The sequence below is a fragment of the Bacillus sp. JUb11 genome (assembly GCF_024807925.1).
Lineage (GTDB): Bacteria > Bacillota > Bacilli > Bacillales > Bacillaceae > Bacillus > Bacillus altitudinis.
The window spans coordinates 190,100-212,245 of sequence record NZ_JANUEZ010000001.1; the positions used below are offsets into that span (position 1 = coordinate 190,100).

Annotated in this window: 18 protein-coding genes; 17 read left to right on the plus strand and 1 reads right to left on the minus strand. The window is 42.5% G+C overall.

The features are described 5' to 3' along the window. Positions 1-12 precede the first annotated feature (12 nt). From leuB to yihA, 9 genes are all read left to right on the plus strand, one after another. Complete coding sequence (gene leuB, locus M2369_RS00925; RefSeq protein WP_259253290.1) at positions 13-1,110, plus strand: 3-isopropylmalate dehydrogenase; 1,098 nt, start codon at positions 13-15, stop codon at positions 1,108-1,110. 42 nt (positions 1,111-1,152) lie between these two features. Then, a complete protein-coding gene (leuC, locus tag M2369_RS00930) occupies positions 1,153-2,568 on the plus strand; it encodes a 3-isopropylmalate dehydratase large subunit (protein ID WP_135009362.1) in 1,416 nt (471 codons plus the stop codon). A 15-nt stretch (positions 2,569-2,583) separates the two neighbouring features. Next, positions 2,584-3,183: a 3-isopropylmalate dehydratase small subunit gene (gene leuD, locus M2369_RS00935; protein WP_008342843.1), complete on the plus strand. Its 600-nt coding sequence runs from the start codon at positions 2,584-2,586 to the stop codon at positions 3,181-3,183. Between the two features lie 123 nt (positions 3,184-3,306). Beyond that, the gene (gene ddcA, locus M2369_RS00940; protein ID WP_007501571.1) at positions 3,307-4,314 is read left to right on the plus strand and encodes a DNA damage checkpoint antagonist DdcA; all 1,008 of its coding nucleotides are present in this window, start codon (positions 3,307-3,309) and stop codon (positions 4,312-4,314) included. 240 nt (positions 4,315-4,554) lie between these two features. Continuing rightward, positions 4,555-5,829, plus strand: coding sequence for a trigger factor (gene tig, locus M2369_RS00945; RefSeq protein WP_017358146.1), 1,275 nt, complete (start codon positions 4,555-4,557; stop codon positions 5,827-5,829). 251 nt (positions 5,830-6,080) lie between these two features. Then, the gene (gene clpX, locus M2369_RS00950; protein WP_017358145.1) at positions 6,081-7,346 is read left to right on the plus strand and encodes an ATP-dependent protease ATP-binding subunit ClpX; all 1,266 of its coding nucleotides are present in this window, start codon (positions 6,081-6,083) and stop codon (positions 7,344-7,346) included. 139 nt (positions 7,347-7,485) lie between these two features. Continuing rightward, positions 7,486-9,147: an ATP-dependent protease LonB gene (gene lonB, locus M2369_RS00955; RefSeq protein WP_007501566.1), complete on the plus strand. Its 1,662-nt coding sequence runs from the start codon at positions 7,486-7,488 to the stop codon at positions 9,145-9,147. A gap of 171 nt (positions 9,148-9,318) precedes the next feature. Further along, positions 9,319-11,643 (plus strand): endopeptidase La, encoded by a 2,325-nt coding sequence (lon, locus tag M2369_RS00960; RefSeq protein ID WP_007501564.1) that lies wholly within the window; start codon positions 9,319-9,321, stop codon positions 11,641-11,643. Beyond that, positions 11,640-12,227, plus strand: a complete 588-nt coding sequence (gene yihA, locus M2369_RS00965; RefSeq protein ID WP_007501562.1) for a ribosome biogenesis GTP-binding protein YihA/YsxC — start codon at positions 11,640-11,642, stop codon at positions 12,225-12,227. The genes lon and yihA overlap by 4 nt, the downstream gene beginning before the upstream one ends. Before the next feature lie 244 nt (positions 12,228-12,471). Here the strand turns inward: yihA and M2369_RS00970 are convergent, their stop codons facing one another. Continuing rightward, complete coding sequence (locus M2369_RS00970; RefSeq protein ID WP_024718411.1) at positions 12,472-12,957, minus strand: hypothetical protein; 486 nt, start codon at positions 12,955-12,957, stop codon at positions 12,472-12,474. A 240-nt stretch (positions 12,958-13,197) separates the two neighbouring features. On the opposite strand from M2369_RS00970, the gene hemA reads away from it, so the two are divergent. The 8 genes from hemA to ysxE all read left to right on the plus strand — a co-directional run bounded on the left by hemA (position 13,198) and on the right by ysxE (position 22,097). After that, positions 13,198-14,565: a glutamyl-tRNA reductase gene (gene hemA / locus M2369_RS00975; RefSeq protein WP_024718410.1), complete on the plus strand. Its 1,368-nt coding sequence runs from the start codon at positions 13,198-13,200 to the stop codon at positions 14,563-14,565. Positions 14,566-14,572: 7 nt separating this feature from the next. Next, on the plus strand, positions 14,573-15,403 hold the full coding sequence (locus M2369_RS00980) for a cytochrome c biogenesis protein (protein ID WP_007501558.1): 831 nt from the start codon (positions 14,573-14,575) through the stop codon (positions 15,401-15,403). Between the two features lie 37 nt (positions 15,404-15,440). Continuing rightward, positions 15,441-16,376 carry a hydroxymethylbilane synthase gene (gene hemC, locus M2369_RS00985; RefSeq protein WP_024718409.1) on the plus strand — a complete coding sequence of 312 codons (936 nt, stop codon included), beginning with the start codon at positions 15,441-15,443 and terminating at the stop codon, positions 16,374-16,376. Then, positions 16,373-17,164, plus strand: coding sequence for a uroporphyrinogen-III synthase (locus M2369_RS00990; protein ID WP_008342826.1), 792 nt, complete (start codon positions 16,373-16,375; stop codon positions 17,162-17,164). The genes hemC and M2369_RS00990 overlap by 4 nt, the downstream gene beginning before the upstream one ends. Beyond that, the gene (hemB, locus tag M2369_RS00995) at positions 17,161-18,132 is read left to right on the plus strand and encodes a porphobilinogen synthase (protein ID WP_007501555.1); all 972 of its coding nucleotides are present in this window, start codon (positions 17,161-17,163) and stop codon (positions 18,130-18,132) included. Before M2369_RS00990 ends, hemB begins: the two co-directional genes overlap by 4 nt. 27 nt (positions 18,133-18,159) lie before the next feature. Beyond that, positions 18,160-19,452, plus strand: coding sequence for a glutamate-1-semialdehyde 2,1-aminomutase (gene hemL / locus M2369_RS01000; RefSeq protein WP_041506785.1), 1,293 nt, complete (start codon positions 18,160-18,162; stop codon positions 19,450-19,452). A 331-nt stretch (positions 19,453-19,783) separates the two neighbouring features. After that, positions 19,784-21,028: a LysM peptidoglycan-binding domain-containing protein gene (locus M2369_RS01005; RefSeq protein ID WP_259253291.1), complete on the plus strand. Its 1,245-nt coding sequence runs from the start codon at positions 19,784-19,786 to the stop codon at positions 21,026-21,028. A gap of 37 nt (positions 21,029-21,065) precedes the next feature. Beyond that, entirely contained in the window at positions 21,066-22,097 is a 1,032-nt protein-coding gene (gene ysxE / locus M2369_RS01010) for a spore coat protein YsxE (protein ID WP_144667285.1), read from the plus strand. The last annotated feature ends 49 nt before the right edge of the window (positions 22,098-22,146 follow it).

Genomic DNA, 22,146 nt, shown 5'->3' on the forward strand with positions numbered 1-22,146 from the left:
AGGAAGGGACTCATGAAAAAGAAAATTGCACTTTTGCCCGGCGATGGAATCGGACCGGAAGTCGTCACATCAGCCGTCGCTGTCCTGAAAGAGACAGCGGCTCAATTTCAACACGAATTTGAATTCGAAACAGCTCTCATTGGCGGTATAGCGATAGATGAAAAAAACAATCCGCTCCCTAAAGAAACAGTAGAAGTGTGCAAAAGCGCAGATGCGATTTTATTAGGAGCCGTTGGCGGACCAAAGTGGGATCAAAACCCGCCAGAACTTCGCCCAGAAAAAGGCTTGCTCTCCATTCGCAAGCAGCTGGACTTATTTGCGAACATCCGCCCTGTCAAAGTATTTGATAGCTTGAGTGAGGCTTCACCGTTAAAACAAGATCACATTAACGGAGTAGATTTCGTCATCGTTCGTGAATTAACTGGAGGCCTCTACTTTGGCGAACCAAGTGAGCGCTACACGGATGATGAAGGAAAAGAAGCTGCGGTTGATACACTTCTTTATACAAAGGAAGAGATTGTTCGTGTATTAAAAGAAGCGTTCGACATGGCGTTAACGAGACGGAAAAAAGTAACGTCTGTGGATAAAGCGAATGTTCTCGCTTCGAGTAAACTATGGCGGGATGCGGTAGAAGAAGTTGCATCCCAGTATCCAGATGTCGCATATGAGCACATGCTCGTCGATAATGCCGCGATGCAGCTGATTTATAAGCCCGCTCAATTTGATGTCATCGTGACAGAGAATATGTTTGGTGACATTTTAAGTGACGAAGCCTCTATGATTACTGGCTCACTCGGCATGCTGCCATCTGCTAGTTTATCAAGCACCGGCCTTCATTTATATGAGCCGATTCATGGTTCAGCACCCGATATTGCGGGGCAAAATGTCGCAAACCCTCTGGCTACTATATTGTCAGCAGCCAGCTTGCTTAGAACATCCTTTGCTTTAGAAGAAGAAGCGGCTGCAATTGAAGCAGGTGTGGAAGCCGTTCTTGCCTCTGGCAAACGAACAAAGGACCTAGCAGCAAAAGAGGGAACGTATGAAACGACTGATGATATCACGAAAGCCGTTGTAGATGCACTCAAACAACGTACGAAAACCATTGTATAAATAGAAATCTTGTTGAATTAGGTAGAGGGAGGAAAAAGGGTTATGCCTCGAACAATCATCGAAAAAATATGGGATCAGCATGTTGTCAAAAATGGCGAGGGAAAACCAGACCTTTTATATATTGATCTGCACTTGGTGCATGAGGTGACGTCACCTCAAGCATTTGAAGGATTAAGACAAAAAGGGCGCAAGGTGCGAAGACCACAAAACACATTTGCGACGATGGATCATAACATTCCGACTGTGAATCGATTTGTGATCAAAGATGAGATTGCGAAGAAGCAAGTCAGTGCTCTAGAGCGTAACTGTGCTGAATTCGGGGTCCGTCTAGCTGACCTTCACAGTGTAGACCAAGGAATCGTTCATGTCGTTGGACCAGAGCTTGGTTTAACACTTCCGGGGAAAACAATCGTGTGTGGAGATAGTCATACATCTACTCATGGCGCATTTGGTGCACTTGCCTTTGGGATTGGCACAAGTGAGGTTGAGCATGTGCTTTCCACACAAACACTTTGGCAGCAGCGTCCGAAGACACTAGAAATTAGAGTAGACGGAACGCTTCAAAATGGGGTAACAGCCAAAGATGTCATTTTAGCAGTCATTGGCGCACATGGCGTGAAGTTCGGTTCAGGTTATGTCATTGAATACACTGGGGAAGTATTCAGAAACATGTCAATGGATGAGCGGATGACCGTTTGTAATATGTCAATTGAAGCAGGCGCAAGAGCAGGATTGATCGCACCTGATGAAGTGACCTTTGAATATTGCCGCGGACGCAAATACGCACCGCAGGGTGAAGATTTCGAAGCAGCGATAAAAGAATGGAAAGAACTAAGAACAGATCCGGGTGCGACCTATGATAAAACCATTGTTTTAGATGGAAATCATATTTCACCAATGGTCACGTGGGGAATTAACCCAGGAATGGTGCTCCCTGTGGATGCAGCAATTCCAGGACCTGAAGATTTTGCACAAGAAGATGACCAAAAAGAAGCAAAACGTGCTTATGAATACATGGGGGTTCACCCGCATCAGCGTATTGAAGATATTACGATTGAGCATGTGTTTATTGGCTCATGTACGAACTCAAGAATGACTGATTTACGCCAAGCCGCTTCTATGATTGAAGGACAAAAAGTAGCTGATCATGTCAGAGCGATTGTGGTTCCTGGCTCACAAAGTGTCAAACTGCAAGCAGAAGAAGAAGGTCTTCATGAAATTTTCCTAGAAGCAGGATTTGAATGGAGAGAATCTGGCTGTAGTATGTGCCTCAGTATGAATAACGATGTGGTGCCAGAAGGTGAACGCTGTGCATCTACATCAAACCGTAACTTTGAGGGACGTCAAGGGAAGGGTGCAAGAACGCATCTTGTCAGCCCGGCAATGGCTGCAATGGCTGCCATACATGGCCGATTTGTCGATGTCAGGAAGTTTAATCAAGAGAAAACAGTCGTGTAAGGAGTTGTGTCATAGATGGAGCCTTTAGTCACTCATAAAGGAAAAGCCGCTGTGCTTAACCGTATAAATGTAGATACAGATCAAATCATTCCGAAACAGTTTTTGAAAAGAATCGAACGAACAGGATATGGCCGATTTGCCTTTTTTGACTGGCGATATTTAGCAGATGGCAGTCCAAATCCAGATTTTGAACTCAATCAGCCGATTTATGAAGGAGCCTCTATTTTGATCGCAGGCGAAAACTTTGGCTGCGGGTCATCAAGGGAACATGCGCCTTGGGCACTTGATGATTATGGTTTCAAAATTGTCATTGCCCCATCTTTCGCCGATATTTTTCATCAAAACTGTTTTAAAAACGGGATGCTTCCAATCCGCCTTGATTATGATGTGTGGAAAACGTTTGCTGCATCATATGAAAACAAAGGATATGAAATGACAGTTGATCTGGAAAAACAACAGATTCAAGACCATGAAGGGAATGTTACTCCTTTCGATGTAGATCCACACTGGAGAGAAATGCTCCTGAATGGCTATGATGAGATTTCATTAACATTGTTACTAGAAGATGAGATTCAAGCATTTGAAGAAAAACGTAGCAGCTGGCTGCGTGCATAAACAACGAGAAGCCGTCCCCGTGGTGTGACGGCTTCTTTTTTGCATGAAAACCTCTCGTTACTTGTGTTTACTAACCTTCGTTGGTAAACTGATAAAAAATATGCGCCCGAAAGGAACGTAAGCATGAAACATGACAAGAAGAAAGATAATGTCATTTTGTTTCCTGGTCTGAAAGAAAGACTGATTGAAAAAGGAATGGCAGCATTAAAAGATAAACAGTATCAAGAGGCGCTTCACTTATTTTCAGAAGCGAAATCGTATGATGACGATGAAGAATCCGATATTCATCTCGGTATGGCGATTTGTTTTCTAGAGCTTGGTGAGCTGCAGGATGCAAAGCGAGTCTGTGAAAAGATGCTACATGAAGGATATGGACACTATTTCACTGTGCTTCAAGTATATATGACCATCTTAATTCAGCTGAAAGAGTACGAGGAAGTCAAACAAACAATTGAGGCTGTCCTTGAAGAAAATCACCTTCCAGCAGAAAGCGCGGAGCATTTTTATAAGCTGCTTGAATTTAGCAGAAAGATGATTGAATCACCAGAAGAGATTTTAGACGAAGACGAGGAAGGCAGCGGAGAAATCAATATAGATGAAATGCTCGAGCGGCCAGAAGAGCAGGTGCAGTTCATCCATTCGCTGAAAGACCGAAACATCACGCCGCATATGGGTCTATTAAATACGATCCTACAAAAGCCTGATGGCAACCCTTTGGTCAAATCATTGATCCTGCAACTTCTGTCAGATCATGATGTGGCAAAGCCGGTTCATGTGACGAAGTTCGGTGATTCTTTAACGCTTGTTCCTTCTGAGGCTGTCAAGCCAGAGCAAATGCCACTGCTTCAGCAAGTCCTTCGAAAGCTCGATGACACACTCGGCAATGAGAACCCAACCCTTTACCAAGGAGTTGAAGAGTTATGGCGCCGGCACTTATTTGTGCTATATCCATTTCTTCCTAAATATACGGATCCGAGTCTTTGGGCTGCGGCCCTTCATAAAGTCGGCTATGAAATGCATGGAATCGAGATTGACCTCGAAGAATTGCATTTATTGTATGATTTTAACGAACGAGAGCTGAGAGAAGCTTGTACAATGCTGAAAGATATTGAAGAAATTTCTTATTTGTAATTTGTCGATTTAGTTGAAAGACGGACTTGTTATGTTATAATATAATGGTTGTATTTGTGCATATATCGTGCGGTTGTAAGATTCCAACGGTTGAAAGACGTTATGTATAATCAAGTCAAATGTTGTATACATAAGACCGCTTCTTTAGCGGAGTGCGTGGTTTTTGATTGGACGAAGTCTTTATGATGCTTTAGAATGTAACAACGCACAATCTGAATAGATTTTTGGAGGGAAACACACATGTCAGTAAAATGGGAAAAACAAGAAGGTAACGAAGGTGTCTTAACAGTAGAAGTTGACGCTGAAACATTTAACAAAGCACTTGATGATGCATTTAAGAAAGTAGTTAAGCAAGTATCAATCCCTGGATTCCGTAAAGGGAAAGTACCACGTGGTCTTTTCGAGCAGCGTTTTGGAGTAGAATCTCTTTATCAAGATGCACTAGATATTCTTCTTCCAGTTGAATATCCGAAAGCAATCGACGAAGCTGGTATCGAGCCGGTTGACCGCCCTGAAATCGATGTTGAGAAAATCGAAAAAGGCGAAAGCTTAATCTTCACTGCAAAAGTAACAGTGAAGCCAGAAGTAAAACTTGGCGATTACAAAGGTCTTAACGTAGAAAAAGACGACACATCTGTATCTGATGAAGATGTCCAAGAAGAGTTAAAAGCTATGCAAAACCGTCAAGCTGAGCTTGTTGTCAAAGAAGAAGGCGCAATCGAAAACGGCGATACAGTTGTTCTTGATTTCGAAGGATTCGTTGATGGAGAAGCATTCGAAGGCGGAAAAGCTGAGAACTACTCTCTTGAAGTAGGTTCTGGTTCATTCATCCCTGGTTTCGAAGAGCAATTGGTTGGTCTTGAAGCAGGTGCAGAAAAAGACGTTGAAGTGACATTCCCAGAAGAATATCATGCTGAAGACCTTGCAGGTAAACCAGCTGTATTCAAAGTAAAAATTCATGAAATTAAAGCAAAAGAACTTCCAGCACTTGACGATGAGTTCGCTAAAGATGTTGATGAAGAAGTTGAAACGATTGCTGAATTAACTGAAAAAACGAAGAAACGTCTTGAAGAAGCAAAAGAAAACGAAGCAGAAGGCAAACTTCGTGAAGAGCTAGTAGCAAAAGCTTCTGAAAATGCGGAAGTTGACGTTCCTCAAGCGATGGTTGACACTGAGCTAGACCGCATGATGAAAGAATTCGAACAACGTCTTCAAATGCAAGGGATGAACCTTGAGCTTTACTTCCAGTTCTCTGGACAAGATGAAGATGCGCTAAAAGAGCAAATGAAAGAAGATGCTGCTAAACGCGTAAAATCTAATCTTACTCTTGAAGCAATTGCTGCTGCAGAAGACCTACAAGTTTCTGATGAAGAAGTGGAAGAAGAACTTTCAAAAATGGCTGAAGCATACAACATGCCAGTTGAAAATATCAAACAAGCGATCGGTTCTACTGAAGCAATGAAAGAAGATTTAAAAGTTCGTAAAGCAATTGATTTTCTTGTAGAAAACCGTTAATATGGTGCATAATAATAAAACAGGGCGCGAGTGACTCGTGCCTTGTTTTGTACAATTTTTGACTTATCATCGCTTCTTTTGGAAACGATAGTGTAAGTCGCATCTTTCTGTCATACATATCTCAATGTGCAGTGTTACAAACACATCATTACCGTCTTTTAGGAAAGTATGGTAAAATGCATACATACTGGACCCAGAAGGGTAGCTGACTGTTAGCTACAGGCAAGTGAAGAAGAATAAGGGGTGAAAGAATGTTTAAATTCAACGAGGAAAAAGGTCAATTAAAATGCTCGTTTTGCGGAAAAACGCAAGATCAAGTGCGTAAACTGGTCGCAGGACCTGGCGTATATATATGTGATGAATGTATCGAGCTTTGCACGGAAATAGTTGAAGAAGAGCTCGGTACTGAGGAAGAAGTTGAATTCAAGGATGTTCCGAAACCTCATGAAATCCGGGAAATTCTTGATGAATATGTCATCGGACAAGAGAATGCGAAGAAATCCTTAGCTGTAGCGGTTTATAACCATTACAAGCGGATTAATTCCAACAGTAAGATTGATGATGTTGAGCTTTCGAAAAGTAACATTTCTATGATTGGACCTACAGGAAGCGGTAAAACATTACTTGCTCAAACACTTGCACGTATTTTAAATGTTCCATTTGCGATTGCAGATGCGACGTCTTTAACAGAAGCAGGTTACGTTGGGGAAGACGTAGAGAATATTTTACTAAAGCTGATCCAAGCAGCAGATTATGATGTAGAAAAAGCTGAAAAAGGCATTATCTACATCGATGAGATCGATAAAGTAGCAAGAAAATCAGAAAACCCTTCTATCACTCGTGATGTATCTGGGGAAGGTGTACAGCAAGCCCTTTTGAAAATTCTTGAAGGAACAGTCGCTAGTGTACCGCCTCAAGGTGGACGTAAGCATCCTCATCAAGAATTCATTCAAATTGATACAACAAATATCCTCTTCATTTGTGGTGGAGCCTTTGACGGCATTGAGCAAATTATCAAACGCCGCCTAGGTCAAAAAGTGATTGGATTCGGTGCGGAAAATAAAATTGAAGATCTTGAAAAAGAAGTCCTTCTATCAAAAGTTCTGCCAGAAGACTTACTTCGCTTCGGTTTAATCCCAGAATTCATCGGTCGTCTTCCGGTTATTGCAAGCCTAGAGCCGTTAGATGAAAAAGCACTTGTAGAAATCTTGACGAAGCCTAAAAATGCGCTCGTTAAGCAATATACAAAAATGCTTGAGCTTGATGATGTTGAGCTTGAGTTTGAAGAAGATGCTCTTAGCGAAATTGCGAAAAAAGCAATTGAGCGTAAAACAGGAGCTCGTGGTCTTCGCTCCATCATTGAAGGCATCATGCTTGATGTGATGTTTGATCTTCCATCTCGTGATGATATTGAGAAATGTGTCATTACTGGTGAAACGGTTGCTGATGGTGAGCCGCCACGTCTTGTCTTAAAAGACGGTACAGTCGTGAATAAAGATACAAAAACATCAGCATAAGCCCATTTGAATGACTCCTGAATCTTTTGATTCAGGAGTTTTTTATTTATCGTGGAAGTTGTGTTTATTCCGTCCAGCTCTAGGAAATACTAGCAGACAGAAACCAATACATAACGATAGATGAAGGAGGGAGCACCGATTGAGCTGGACAGGAATCGTATTATTCATACAACTGTTCTTTGGTATCGTCATCGGGTTGTACTTTTGGAACTTACTGAAAAATCAGCGCACACAAAAGGTGACGATCGATAAAGAATCAAAGAAAGAAATGGAAGCACTCAGAAAGATGCGATCCATTAAACTGAGTGAACCTTTATCAGAGAGAGTCCGGCCAAAGGGGTTTCAAGATATTGTAGGGCAGGAAGACGGTATACGTGCACTTAAAGCTGCCCTGTGTGGACCGAACCCGCAACATGTCATCGTCTACGGGCCGCCTGGTGTTGGAAAAACAGCTGCTGCCCGTCTAGTGATGGAAGAGGCGAAGCGTCACGCTGATTCACCATTTAAAAAAGATGCAGTATTTGTTGAGCTTGATGCCACAACGGCAAGATTTGATGAACGAGGCATCGCAGACCCCTTGATTGGTTCCGTACATGATCCCATTTATCAAGGAGCAGGGGCAATGGGACAGGCAGGCATTCCGCAGCCGAAACAAGGAGCCGTCACACATGCTCATGGTGGCGTTCTCTTTATCGATGAAATTGGAGAACTGCATCCGATTCAAATGAACAAAATGCTCAAAGTGCTAGAAGATCGAAAAGTGTTTTTAGATAGTGCTTATTACAGTGAAGAAAATACGCAGATCCCGAATCACATCCATGATATTTTTCAAAATGGGTTGCCCGCTGATTTTCGACTGATTGGCGCCACGACAAGAACACCGGACGAAATTCCGCCGGCTATTCGATCAAGATGTTTGGAGATTTTCTTCAAGGATTTGGATCAGCATGAGCTGAAAATTGTGGCAGCTAAAGCAGTCGAGAAAATACAGAAGGAATTAAGTGACGAAGGACTGAACCTGTTAACATCCTATGTGAAAAATGGACGTGAAGCGGTCAACATGGTACAGATTGCCGCAGGTATGGCTGTCACTGAAAACCGAAAGGATATTACGATTGCCGATGTAGAATGGGTCATTCATTCAAGCCAGCTGACACCAAGATATGAACAAAAAGTACCGGAAAAGCCAAAGGTAGGAGTAGTAAATGGTCTTGCCGTGTATGGACCGAATAGCGGGGCTCTGCTTGAAATTGAAGTGAACATTTGTAAAGCGCTTGAAAAAGGCAGTATCAATATTACTGGTATTGCGGAAGAAGAAAGCATCGGCAATCAGTCGAAATCGATCAGACGGAAAAGTATGGCGAAGGGCTCAGTTGAAAATGTCTTAACCGTGCTTCGAAACTTAGGCATACGAACAAATGAATATGATATCCACATTAATTTTCCGGCTGGTGCCCCGATTGATGGGCCATCTGCTGGAATTGCGATGGCCACAGCCATTTTCTCAGCCATTCATCAAATTCCGATTGATCATTTAACGGCGATGACCGGTGAGATTGGATTACAAGGTCAGGTGAAGCCGATCGGCGGTGTCATACCAAAAATCAAGGCAGCCAAACAAGCGGGTGTCAAAACAGTGATCATCCCTTATGACAATCAGCAGTCGATCTTAAAAGAGATTGAAGGGGTTACGATTGTGCCTGTGAAGCACTTCCAAGAAGTGCTGGATCAGTGTTTGGTCAATCCGCCAGATGAGAAGAAAGATGGACTAGAAGAAGAAATGAAAAGGAAATCTGTTTAATCCCCATCTCATATGGGGATTTTTTAGTGAAATAGATCTTTTTTTCTTTTTCAAGATAAAAAGAAAGGGTATACTACGGTAAGATCATCATTTCTCAAGTCTTTTACATTGTACAAGACTGAAACAGGTATATTATAATGATTCATACTAGTGACGGAGGTGTCTATCAACATGGCAGATGAAATCAAAAAGAATGTTCCGCTCCTTCCGCTGCGAGGCTTGCTTGTTTATCCAACAATGGTCTTGCATTTGGACGTTGGGCGCGAAAAGTCTGTTCAAGCATTAGAACAGGCGATGATGAACGATCACATGATTTTTCTAGCAACACAGCGGGAAATTTCAATAGATGAACCAGGTGAAGAGGAAATTTTCAAAGTCGGCACCTACACAAAAATTAAACAAATGCTGAAGCTGCCAAATGGAACGATCCGTGTGCTCGTCGAAGGCTTAAATCGAGCGCAGATCGAATCCTACATGGAGCTAGAAGACTATACGTCAGTCGATATTAAAGAGTTGACAGAAGAAGAATTAAAGGACGCAGAAGCAGAAGCACTCATGCGCACTTTGTTAGATCACTTTGATCAGTACATAAAAATTTCAAAAAAAATCTCAGCTGAAACATATGCAACGGTGACGGATATTGAAGAACCTGGAAGAATGGCGGATATCGTCGCTTCCCACCTTCCTTTGAAATTAAAAGACAAGCAAGAAGTGCTGGAAACAGTCGATGTCAAAAAACGATTGAATCGGGTCATCAGTCTCATTCACAATGAAAAAGAAGTGCTAGAGATTGAAAAGAAAATTGGCCAGCGTGTCAAACGTTCAATGGAGCGAACGCAAAAAGAATATTATTTGCGCGAACAAATGAAAGCTATTCAAAAAGAGCTTGGAGACAAAGAGGGGAAAACAGGCGAAGTCAGTACGCTTATGGCTAAAATTGAAGAGTCCGGTATGCCAGATTCTGTTCGTGAAACGGCTTTAAAAGAACTGAACCGTTATGAAAAAATCCCTTCAAGCTCTGCTGAGAGTTCTGTCATTCGCAATTATATTGATTGGCTGATCAATCTGCCGTGGGGCACTTATACAGAAGATCGTCTAGATTTAAAGCTTGCAAGCGAAATTTTAGATGACGAGCACCACGGGCTTGAAAAAGTAAAAGAGCGGGTACTCGAATATCTTGCTGTTCAGAAACTGACAAATTCATTAAAGGGACCGATTCTTTGCTTGGCAGGACCTCCTGGGGTAGGGAAGACGTCACTTGCTAAATCCATTGCCAAATCACTCGATCGAAAGTTTATCCGTATCTCTCTTGGTGGTGTACGTGATGAATCTGAGATCCGTGGTCATCGAAGAACTTATGTAGGTGCGATGCCTGGCCGTATCATTCGCGGGATGAGCAAGGCGGGCACAATGAATCCGGTCTTTCTTTTAGATGAAATTGATAAAATGTCTTCTGACTTTAGGGGAGATCCGTCTTCTGCGATGCTTGAAGTGTTAGATCCAGAGCAAAATCATAACTTTAGCGATCATTATATTGAAGAGACATTTGATTTGTCTCAAGTCTTATTTATCGCAACTGCCAACAATTTAGCAACCATTCCAGGTCCACTTCGTGATAGAATGGAGATTATCACGATTGCAGGGTATACGGAAGTTGAAAAAGCAGAAATTGTGAAAGATCACCTTCTGCCGAAGCAGCTAAAGGAGCACGGATTAAAGAAAGGGAACTTGCAGCTTCGTGAAGCAGCGATTTACGATATGATTCGCTATTACACGAGAGAAGCAGGAGTCCGCGGATTAGAGCGTCAGCTTGCGGCGATTTGCCGAAAAGCGGCAAGAGCAATTGTGGCTGAAGACCGCAAACGCATCACAGTGACGGAAAAGAACTTATCTGAATTCCTCGGAAAAAGACTTTACCGTTATGGTCAGGCGGAAACGACAGATCAGGTCGGCGTTGTCACAGGCCTTGCATATACCACAGTTGGCGGAGACACCTTGTCCATCGAGGTCTCACTCTCGCCGGGTAAAGGCAAGCTTTTGCTAACAGGTAAGCTCGGTGATGTCATGAGAGAATCTGCGCAGGCGGCATTCAGTTATATTCGTTCAAAAGCAGATGAACTGAACATTGATCCTCAATTTAATGAAAAGCACGATATTCATATCCATGTTCCAGAGGGTGCGGTTCCAAAGGACGGGCCATCAGCTGGTATTACCATTGCGACGGCTCTTGTATCAGCACTCACAGGACGTCCTGTTTCAAAAGAGGTTGGCATGACAGGAGAAATTACGTTAAGAGGAAGAGTGCTTCCGATTGGCGGATTAAAAGAAAAAGCATTAGGCGCACATCGTGCAGGACTGAAAACGATTATTCTTCCAAAGGACAATGAGAAGGATATTGATGATATTCCTGAAAGTGTGAGAGAAGGATTAACTTTTATTCCGGTTTCACATTTAGATGAGGTGCTTGAGAAAGCGTTAGTAGGAGAGGGAAGATGAAAGTAACAAAATCAGATATCGTCATTAGTGCGGTGAAACCAGAGCAGTACCCGAGCGGGGGACTGCCTGAGATCGCACTTGCTGGACGATCAAATGTTGGAAAGTCCTCGTTCATTAACTCATTGATTAATCGGAAAAATTTAGCGCGTACGTCTTCTAAACCAGGAAAGACCCAGACGCTTAATTTTTACATTATTAATGATATGCTCCATTTTGTGGACGTCCCAGGTTATGGCTTTGCAAAAGTATCAAAAACAGAGCGCGAAGCATGGGGGAGAATGATTGAAACGTATATTACAATGCGTGAAGAGTTAAAAGCAGTCGTCCAAATTGTGGATCTGCGTCATAAGCCATCCGCAGATGATGTGAACATGTATGAATTCCTTAAATATTATGGAGTTCCTGTGATCATTATTGCGACAAAGGCCGATAAAATTCCAAAAGGCAAATGGGAAAAGCATGCGAAAGTCGTCAAACAGACACTCGACATTGACCCATCAGATGAATTAATCCTTTTCTCTTCTGAAACAAAAAAGGGAAAAGATGAAGCCTGGAATGCGATCCTTGCGAAGATTAACAGTTAAAAGAAAGGCATCTGCACATAGCAGATGCCTCAGCGTGAAGACAAACCCTCGCATTCGTTGTCAGTCCTGCGCGCTGGTGCTCACGAATGTCAAATTCGCTCCGCGCCAGTACTCGTCCTTCCTAGACTGCAAAGGTTTTCTATCACGCTGAAAAGAAGACAAATGGCTAAAATCAAGTTCATTTTAGCCATTTGTCAACATTCTAAGGCATCTGCACAAAGCAGATGCCTTTTTATTGTATAAGTTATTTCCTTTTTAAAAATAATAAGAGGAGACTGACGGCAATCAATACATATGGCCAGTACAATTCAAAACCGGAAGTAGGGATCGAAAGTGTGCTAAGTTGCTTCGTAATTTGTTGAAAGAAATAAAGGAATAGACCGAGTGCAATGAGAACAACACTTTCTATTCGATATTCCTTTTTCTGTGATGATTTCATCAAAAGTGCGAGGCCGACGATGAACACAATCATCGTAAATGTATCTGGCCAGTGTTCTAATTTCGGCTGAAGGATAAAGTGTAGCGCAAGGCCTGTCATGAGCATACCGATAAACACATGAGAGGTTTCCTGCTCCTTCTTTCCTTGATATAAGAAAGCAAGGCCAAAAAGCAGTACAAGTGTATACCATTTCTCCTGATCTTTCCAAATGTCAAATTGATCTCCTGAGAGAATGGCATATAGTGCTACAGCCAGCAAAGTGAGCGGCAGCAAAATAGATTTCTTCTTCAAAGATGTCACCTTCTTATAAGCAGATCATTTGTCCGCACGCGCCAAATCTGGTAAATTGCTTGAAGTGATGATATGGCATTCGATGTCGAACATTTTTCTACTATATCACAACATTTTTGAAATCTGTTCACAATTTTTATCCAGTTAAAAATGAATATATGTTATAATCATTATAAATAATAAATTCTATATTGTAATTATTATAAATTAGACAGGGCGTTGGGGGTGCAAGCTGAAGTTATGCATATTCTTGTTGTGGGTTTAGATTATAAAACAGCCCCTGTTGAGATACGGGAACAGCTGAGCTTTGAACCGAGCGAGCTCGGAACAGCGATGTCCAAGCTTAAAGAAGAAAAAAGCATTCTAGAGAATATCGTCATCTCAACATGTAATCGAACAGAGATCTACGCAGTTGTAGATCAGCTTCATACTGGTCGGTTTTATATAAAAAGATTTTTAGCAGATTGGTTCGGTTTAGAAAAAGAAGATGTCTCTCCATATTTGAAGTTTTATGAAAATGATGGAGCGGTTGAGCATTTATTCCGGGTTGCCTGTGGACTTGATTCTATGGTCATTGGTGAAACACAAATACTCGGTCAAGTGCGCTCAAGCTTTAAAGTCGCTCAAGAGGAGAAGACCATTGGTACCGTTTTCAATTATTTGTTTAAGCAGGCGGTAACAGTTGCGAAGCGCTCTCATGCGGAAACAGATATTGCGTCTAATGCTGTATCTGTCAGTTATGCGGCAGTGGAACTTGCCAAAAAAATCTTTGGACGTCTTTCTGATAAACATGTCCTTATTCTTGGTGCGGGTAAAATGGGCGAGCTGGCGGCTCAAAACCTTCAAGGTCAAGGGATTGGCCAGGTAACAGTCATCAATCGAACGTTTGAAAAGGCCAAAGAACTGGCCGGCCGCTTTTCAGGAGAGCCTAAGAGCTTGAATCAATTAGAAAAAACTTTATCTGAAGCGGATATTTTAATTAGCTCTACTGGGGCTAAACAATTTGTGATCACAAAGGAAATGGTCGAAAAAGCGAACAAACAGAGAAAAGGCAGACCTCTATTCATGGTGGATATTGCAGTACCACGTGATTTAGATCCAGCTATTTCTGAAGTAGAAGGTGCTTTTTTGTATGACATTGATGACCTTGAGGGCATTGTGGCAGCTAACCTGAAAGAGCGCCGTGCAGTAGCTGAAGAGGTGGAGCTTCTCATCGAAGCTGAAATTGTGGAATTTAAGCAATGGCTTAATACGCTCGGAGTGGTTCCTGTGATTTCTGCTTTAAGAGAAAAAGCACTCTCGATTCAAGCGGATACGATGCAAAGCATCGAACGAAAGCTTCCAAACCTCACAAATCGTGAAATGAAGCTGTTAAATAAACATACGAAAAGCATCATCAATCAAATGCTGAAAGATCCTATCTTAAAGGCCAAAGAAATTGCCGGGGAGCCGAATGCAGAGGAAAAACTTTTACTCTTTAAAGAAATCTTTGATTTACAGGTTGAAGATGAAGAGCAAAAGGCAGAGCCGATGCAGGTGGAGCAAGGGGCGTTTCAGCTGTTTAAAACAAATATGGCACAAGGCCTTGCTACAGTTGCCAGTGAGTGATTAGGCGATGATGGAATCCATTGTAGCGAGACTAGGTGAAGCGACGACCTTGATCTATGCACTCAGTGTCTTGTTCTATTTCATAGATTTTCTTCAACACAACCGGAAGGCTGGAAAAATGGCTTTCTGGTTGCTTTCTATTGTCTGGCTGCTGCAAACAGTCTACATGTTTTATATTATGATGGAAACAGACCGATTCCCTGTGTTGAATGTAGCAGAGGGGTTATATTTTTATACGTGGGTGCTTGTGACATTGTCACTTGTTTTGACAAAAGTATTACGCGTTGAATTTATTGTCTTTTTTACAAATGTGATTGGTTTTTCCATGATGGCGATTCACACCTTTACACCATCTGATCTTCATTCTGCCGAACTGACGGGAAAGCTGACGAGTGAGCTGCTCGTCATTCATATTACGATGGCCATTTTATCATACGGCGCTTTTTCACTTTCATTTGCTTTTTCACTACTCTACCTATTTCAATATCGTTTGCTGAAAAAGAAAAAATGGGGAAAATGGCTTTTAAGAATTGAAGATTTATCAAAGCTTGATCATATGGCGTATGTCTTAAATATTATTGGCGTGCCGATGCTCTTGCTTAGTTTAATTCTTGGCATTATATGGGCATATATTTCGTATGATACGTTGTACTGGACAGATGCAAAGGTGCTCGGTTCGTTTATTATGCTGTTTTTATACGGCTTTTACTTATACATTAGACTGGTGAGAAATATGCAGGGCAAAATCGTGGCGCGATGGAATGTCGCTTCATTTCTTGTGCTGATGATCAATTATTTTCTGCTTGGTAGCTTATCAACCTTTCATTGGTTTCAATAATGATGAGTCTTAAGGGCATTGTCGGGAGGAAGACGTAATGCGTACAATTAAAGTAGGTTCTAGACGAAGCAAACTTGCGATTACACAAACAAAATGGGTCATTCAAAAGTTGTCTGAACTAAACCCTTCTTATTCTTTTGAAATTAAAGAGATTGTGACAAAGGGTGATCAAATTTTAGATGTGACCTTATCAAAGGTTGGCGGAAAAGGTCTGTTTGTTAAAGAGATTGAACAGGCAATGCTGAACCATGACATTGACATGGCGGTACACAGCATGAAAGATATGCCGGCCTCTCTTCCGGAAGGTTTAGTCATCGGCTGTATTCCTGAGCGTGAAGATGTGCGGGATGCATTGATTTCAAAGGATCATCTCCGTCTTCATGAATTGCCAAAGGGAGCGGTTGTGGGAACGAGCAGCTTACGGCGCAGTGCCCAGCTTCTTCAGGAGAGACCAGATCTTGAGATTAAATGGATCCGTGGAAACATTGATACGAGACTTGAAAAACTGAAAAATGAAGAATATGATGCGATTATTCTAGCGGCTGCCGGATTGTCTAGAATGGGCTGGAGTCAAGAAGTCGTGTCGGAATTTTTATCTCCTGATACTTGCCTTCCTGCTGTAGGGCAGGGCGCATTGTCGATAGAATGCCGGGGAGATGACGAAGAGCTATTGCAGCTGTTAGCTCAATTCACAAATGAGTATACAAAGAAAACGGTCCTTGCTGAAAGAGCTTTCCTTCAACAAATGGATGGAAGCTGTCAAGTGCCGATTGCTGGTTACGCAACGATGAATGAGCGTGATGAAATTGAATTGACAGGTCTTGTGGCATCTGCGGATGGGCATACGATTATTCGAGAAACCGTAACAGGTACTGACCCTGAGGCAATTGGAACAGCATGTGCGAAGCAGATGGCTGATAAGGGAGCAAAGGATTTGATCGACAAGGTGAAAAAGGATCTGTCTTCCCAATGACGATAGCCAAATCGCTTTACGGACAGACGGTGCTTGTCACTCGAAATGAACGTCAAGCGGGTGCGTTTCAGCAGAAAATTGAAGCGCTGAACGGCCATGCTGTTTTAACCTCTCTTATCAGGTTTGAGCCAACGCTGACAAAAGAAAAAGCGAAGGCATTTTTAGAAGACTTAGAAGCAAGCCATTGGCTTGTGTTTACGAGTGTAAATGGTGCGTCTTTTTTTCTCAGTTATATAGAGAAGCATCAATTACATCAAAGCTTATCCCACTTGAAAGTGGCGGCCGTAGGTGAAAAAACATCTGCCTATCTGATGCAGCACGGCTTAAAAGTGGATGTGGTTCCAGAACGTTTTATAGCAGAAGAACTGGCAGATGCTTTAATTGAACATGTACACCCAGAAGAATGTGTCTTTGTAGCAAAAGGTCACCTGTCACGAGATGTGGTGAAGAATACCCTCGTTCCGCTTGGCATTGACGTAAAAGAGTGGATTATATATGAAACAGTGAAGGATGAGGACGGAATTATCGCACTCAAGTCGGCAATGATGGAGCAATCATTTGATTTTATTACATTTACAAGCTCCTCCACTGTTCATTCTTTTATGCATGCCATGGAGGCTGATATCGATAGATTAGCTGCATCAGACACATGTTTTGTGAGCATCGGTCCTCTTACACAAGAGGCACTGCTTCAATACGGGATTTCTTCTGAAACCCCAGATACTTATACGATAGACGGGATGCTTGATTTGATGTGCCGTTTATCTGAAAGGAAGTTGAACCAATGATGAAATTTAACAGACACCGCAGATTGCGTACAAGCGCAGGAATGAGAGAATTGGTGAGAGAAACATTTTTAAGACCCTCTGATTTCATTTATCCCATCTTTTTTGTAGAGGGAGAGAATGTCCGGAAAGAAGTCCCTTCAATGCCGGGTGTCTATCACATTTCAGTTGATCTTGTGAAAGAAGAAGTCCAAGAGCTTGTTGACCTTGGGATTAAATCTATCATTGTTTTTGGGGTACCAGACCATAAAGACCATGTAGGCAGTGAAGCTTATCACGATCATGGGATTGTTCAAAGAGCAACGCTTGAAATCAAAAAGCATTTCCCTGAGCTTGTGGTCATTGCTGATACTTGCTTATGTCAATATACAGATCACGGACATTGCGGAATCGTTGAAGATGGAGAAATTTTAAATGATGAATCTCTTCAGCTCTTAGCGAAAACCGCTGTCAGTCAGGCTCGTGCAGGTGCAGATATCATTGCTCCATCAAACATGATGGATGGCTTTGTTATCGCAATTCGTGAGGCGCTTGATGAGGCCGGCTTTGTTCATGTGCCTGTGATGTCATATGCTGTGAAATATGCAAGTGCTTTTTACGGTCCGTTTCGTGATGCGGCGCATAGCACACCGCAGTTTGGAGATCGTAAAACGTATCAAATGGACCCTGCAAACCGCTTAGAAGCACTGAGAGAAGCGCAGTCTGATGTAGAAGAAGGCGCTGACTTCCTGATCGTGAAGCCGTCACTTTCATACTTAGATATCATGCGTGATGTGAAAAATGAATTTACACTTCCTGTTGTTGCGTACAATGTGAGCGGAGAGTATGCAATGGTGAAAGCAGCAGCTCAAAATGGCTGGATTTCTGAAAAAGAGCTTGTTCTTGAAATGCTGACTAGCATGAAACGTGCGGGCGCAGAATTAATCATTACGTATCATGCAAAAGATGCAGCGAAATGGCTCTCAGAATAAAGAACGGATAGACAGGAGGACATTGAAATGGGACGTAGCTATGAAAAGTCAAAGCAAGCATTTAAAGAAGCGCAGCAGTTAATGCCGGGTGGTGTGAACAGCCCTGTGCGCGCATTTAAATCAGTCAATACAGACCCGATTTTTATGGAACGAGGCAAAGGCGCAAAAATATACGATATTGACGGAAATGAATATATTGATTACGTCTTATCGTGGGGACCGCTTATTTTAGGGCATACGAATGACCGTGTGGTTGAAAGTATTCAGCGAGTAGCTGAACATGGTACAAGCTTCGGTGCTTCTACTTTAGTTGAAAATGAATTAGCTAAGCTTGTATCAGAACGAGTTCCTTCTATTGAGGTCATTCGTATGGTCAGCTCTGGAACAGAGGCGACGATGAGTGCGCTTCGTCTGGCACGTGGTTTTACAGGCAGAAACAAAATTGTGAAATTTGAAGGCTGTTATCATGGCCACGGTGATTCTTTGCTCATTAAAGCTGGTTCGGGTGTGGCAACGCTTGGACTTCCGGATAGCCCTGGTGTCCCTGAAGGTACAGCAAGCAATACGATCACCGTTCCATACAATGATTTAGAAAGCATCAAAGTCGCTTTTAAAGAATTTGGAGACGACATTGCAGGTGTCATTGTAGAACCAGTTGCAGGAAATATGGGGGTTGTCCCTCCGCAAGAAGGTTTCTTGCAAGGATTGAGAGACATCACTGAGCAATATGGCTCTTTACTCATTTTTGATGAGGTCATGACAGGCTTCCGTGTGGATTATCATTGTGCACAAGGCTATTTTGGCATTACGCCTGATCTGACATGTCTTGGTAAAGTCATCGGAGGCGGCTTGCCAGTTGGTGCTTATGGCGGTAGAGCGGACATTATGAGACAAATTGCGCCAAGCGGCCCGATTTATCAAGCAGGAACGTTATCCGGTAACCCGCTTGCGATGACAGCAGGTCTTGAAACATTAAAACAGCTGACACCTGAGTCTTATGAAGAGTTTAGACGCAAAGGAGATCGTTTGGAAGAAGGCATTTCAAAAGCGGCGAAAGCACATGGGATTCCATTAACATTTAACCGTGCCGGTTCCATGATCGGATTCTTCTTTACAAACGAACAAGTCGTCAATTACGATACAGCGAAAACAGCTGACCTCGCTTTATTCGCTGAATTCTACAAGGAAATGGCTGATCACGGCATCTTCCTTCCACCTTCACAATTCGAAGGGCTGTTCCTCTCAACTGCTCATACGGATGAAGACATCGAGTATACAATTGAGACAGTTGAAAAGGTATTTCAAAAATTAGCTCAGTAACCAAAAGCCGATATGGAGACATATCGGCTTAGATCGTTGACAAAGGGTTAAAATGAACTTTATTTTAGCCCTTTGTCTTCTTTTCAGCGTGAAAGAAAACCTTTGCAGTCTAGGAAGGACGAGTACTGGAGCGGAGCGAATTTGACATTCGTGAGCACCAGCGCGCAGGACTGACACCGAATGCGAGGGTTTGTCTACACGCTGAGCCGATATGGAGACATATCGGCTTTTTGCTTTGCATAAAACCAATCATATTTTCACTGCCTCCTTCATACACCTGTATTGACATCTAATTTTATTTTGAAGGATTAGATGAAAGGAGGACACCGACTTGTCTCAAAACAATCGATTACAGTTTTCGGTAGAAGAGTCCATTTATTTCAAAAACGGACAGGAAGTCAGTGAGCTACTGTCAATTTCTCTCGATCCTGACATTCTCGTTCAAGAAGTGAATGATTATGTATCAATTAGAGGTTCACTCGAGCTAACAGGAGAATACAACATAAATCAAGAGGAGCTAATGGGTGAATCCAGTTCCTATGCATCATACAGGCAGGCTGATGAGGTGAAGGTAAGAGAGGACGGAACGGCGGAGCTGCTGCATCAATTTCCGGTGGATATCACGATCCCCAAGAACAAAATTAGTCATTTAAATGATGTATTTGTGTTTATTGATGCATTTGATTACCAGCTGACAGAAAGCCGTTTGCTCACGATTCAGGCTGATTTGGCCATTGAAGGTCTTTTAGATGAAGGAACGCCTGAACCACTTGTAGAAGAGCCATATGAATTTGTCCATCGTGCTGAAGAGGAATATGGCGATGTCACTTATGAATATCAGGCGCAGCCTGAATATGAAGAGCAAGAAATGCTGCCACGTGAAGAGCATGAAGAAAATGCAGAACAGCAGGCCGCTTTGCAACATGAAGCGCGAACTGAACAAGAAGAGGATGAAATAGACATCGAGACGGTGATGGTGGAAGAAGCAGAAGAAGAGGAGGAATACGAGGAAGAAGAAGCCGTGGCGCTTGGGTATCGTTCCTTCCCAGAAGCTCAAGTACAAGAGCCGCCATTCTTTGACCCGCCTAAGCTGCTAGAAGAAGAGGAGCGGGATGATACGTTCTTTGAGGTGGAAGTGAGGAAAGACCCTGAAGCAGAGAGCAAGGAAGAAGAAGAGCCGCCAGTTTATCCAGCCTTTGAATCACCTACTTATCAGATGGAACAGACGCAGGAAGAGCGGGATGACAGCTATCAGTTCGAACGATTATATGAACGTGAAGCACCAAAGGTGTATGAATCAGCTCAAGAAGCTGAGGAGTTTGAACATGACCAGAGAGAAGCGTCTGGCAGTGAGAATTCTCTTTATTTAACGAAGCTGTTCGCTAAGCAGGAGGAGGAAGATTTTTCTCGCATGAAAATATGTATAGTTCAGCAAGAAGATACGGTCGATCGTATTTGTGAGCGATATCAGTTGAATGTGCAGCAGCTCCTTCGAACGAATTCATTGTCGGTGGATGCAGAGCTTGAAGAAGGGCAGATTCTTTATATTCCTGAATATCAAAAAAGCAACGCATAGTATGAGATGATGGACCGAGAAAATGTGGTGAGAGAACGTGGATGAAATCCAATCTGTCCTATACGAATACGGGCTTGAGGCTGAATATATCGAACCTGTCAGTCCAGCTGTCGTTAGAGTGTATACAAAGCAGGGCGTATTTGCACTAAAGCGGGTAAAGCCCCATCGACACATGCAGTTTACAGAGCAAATGCTTGAACTAGAATCAAAAGGCTATCGCTCGTTTGTGCCGATTTATCGCACGAAGAGCGGTTCCTTTTTCTCTAATCATCGGGAAAGCCAGTACACGTATTATCTCATGCCATGGCTGACCAATGAAAAGAGAGAAGAGCAGGACGATAAACATGAATATTTATTTCAAGAGATTGCAAGACTTCATAAACGAACAGAAGTCATGATGGACATTACTGAGCAGGAAATAGAGGCTCACTACACCCAAATGAAAAGCAAATGGGAAACAGAGAAAGACATGTATGAACGATTTATCGAGCGGGCAGAACAAACATGGTATATGTCGCCATTTGAGCTGGCTGCTGCTATGTATTTTTCAGAAGCGATGTCTGCAAGTGAATTTGCACTTGAACGTTTAGATGATTGGCATGAGGAAATGAAAGACCAAGAGACGACACGTATTGTGTTAAACCATGGGCAATTGTCGATCCATCACTTTTTGTACAATGATGTAGGTACAGGACATTTCACCAATTTTGAGCGGTCCAAAAAGGCTGCCCCCATTTATGACCTTTTGACCTTTTACTATCGCACATTCAAAACCTACCCTACTCCTTGTCCTGAATGCACATCTTTGTTTTATACGTATCAAAAGGGAAATAAACTTCGTGAGGAAGAGATTCATTTGTTCTTGAGCTACCTCGCTTATCCGCAGGGTTTGTTTGATACGGTGAAAGCCTATGAAGCAGGCGGACAGGATGAGATGGAAAGTTGTCAGGAGCTGTTAAGGGCGTATTGGCAAATGAAAAATTCTGAGCCGACCGTCATGAAAATACACGAAATTGAGCAGGCTAGACGCCTTGAAGAAGAACAAAACGCCTCGTCATCAGAAGAGTGACGAGGTTGTTTGCTGTTGCGTTATGAAATGTCTAACGAGGGACCTATAC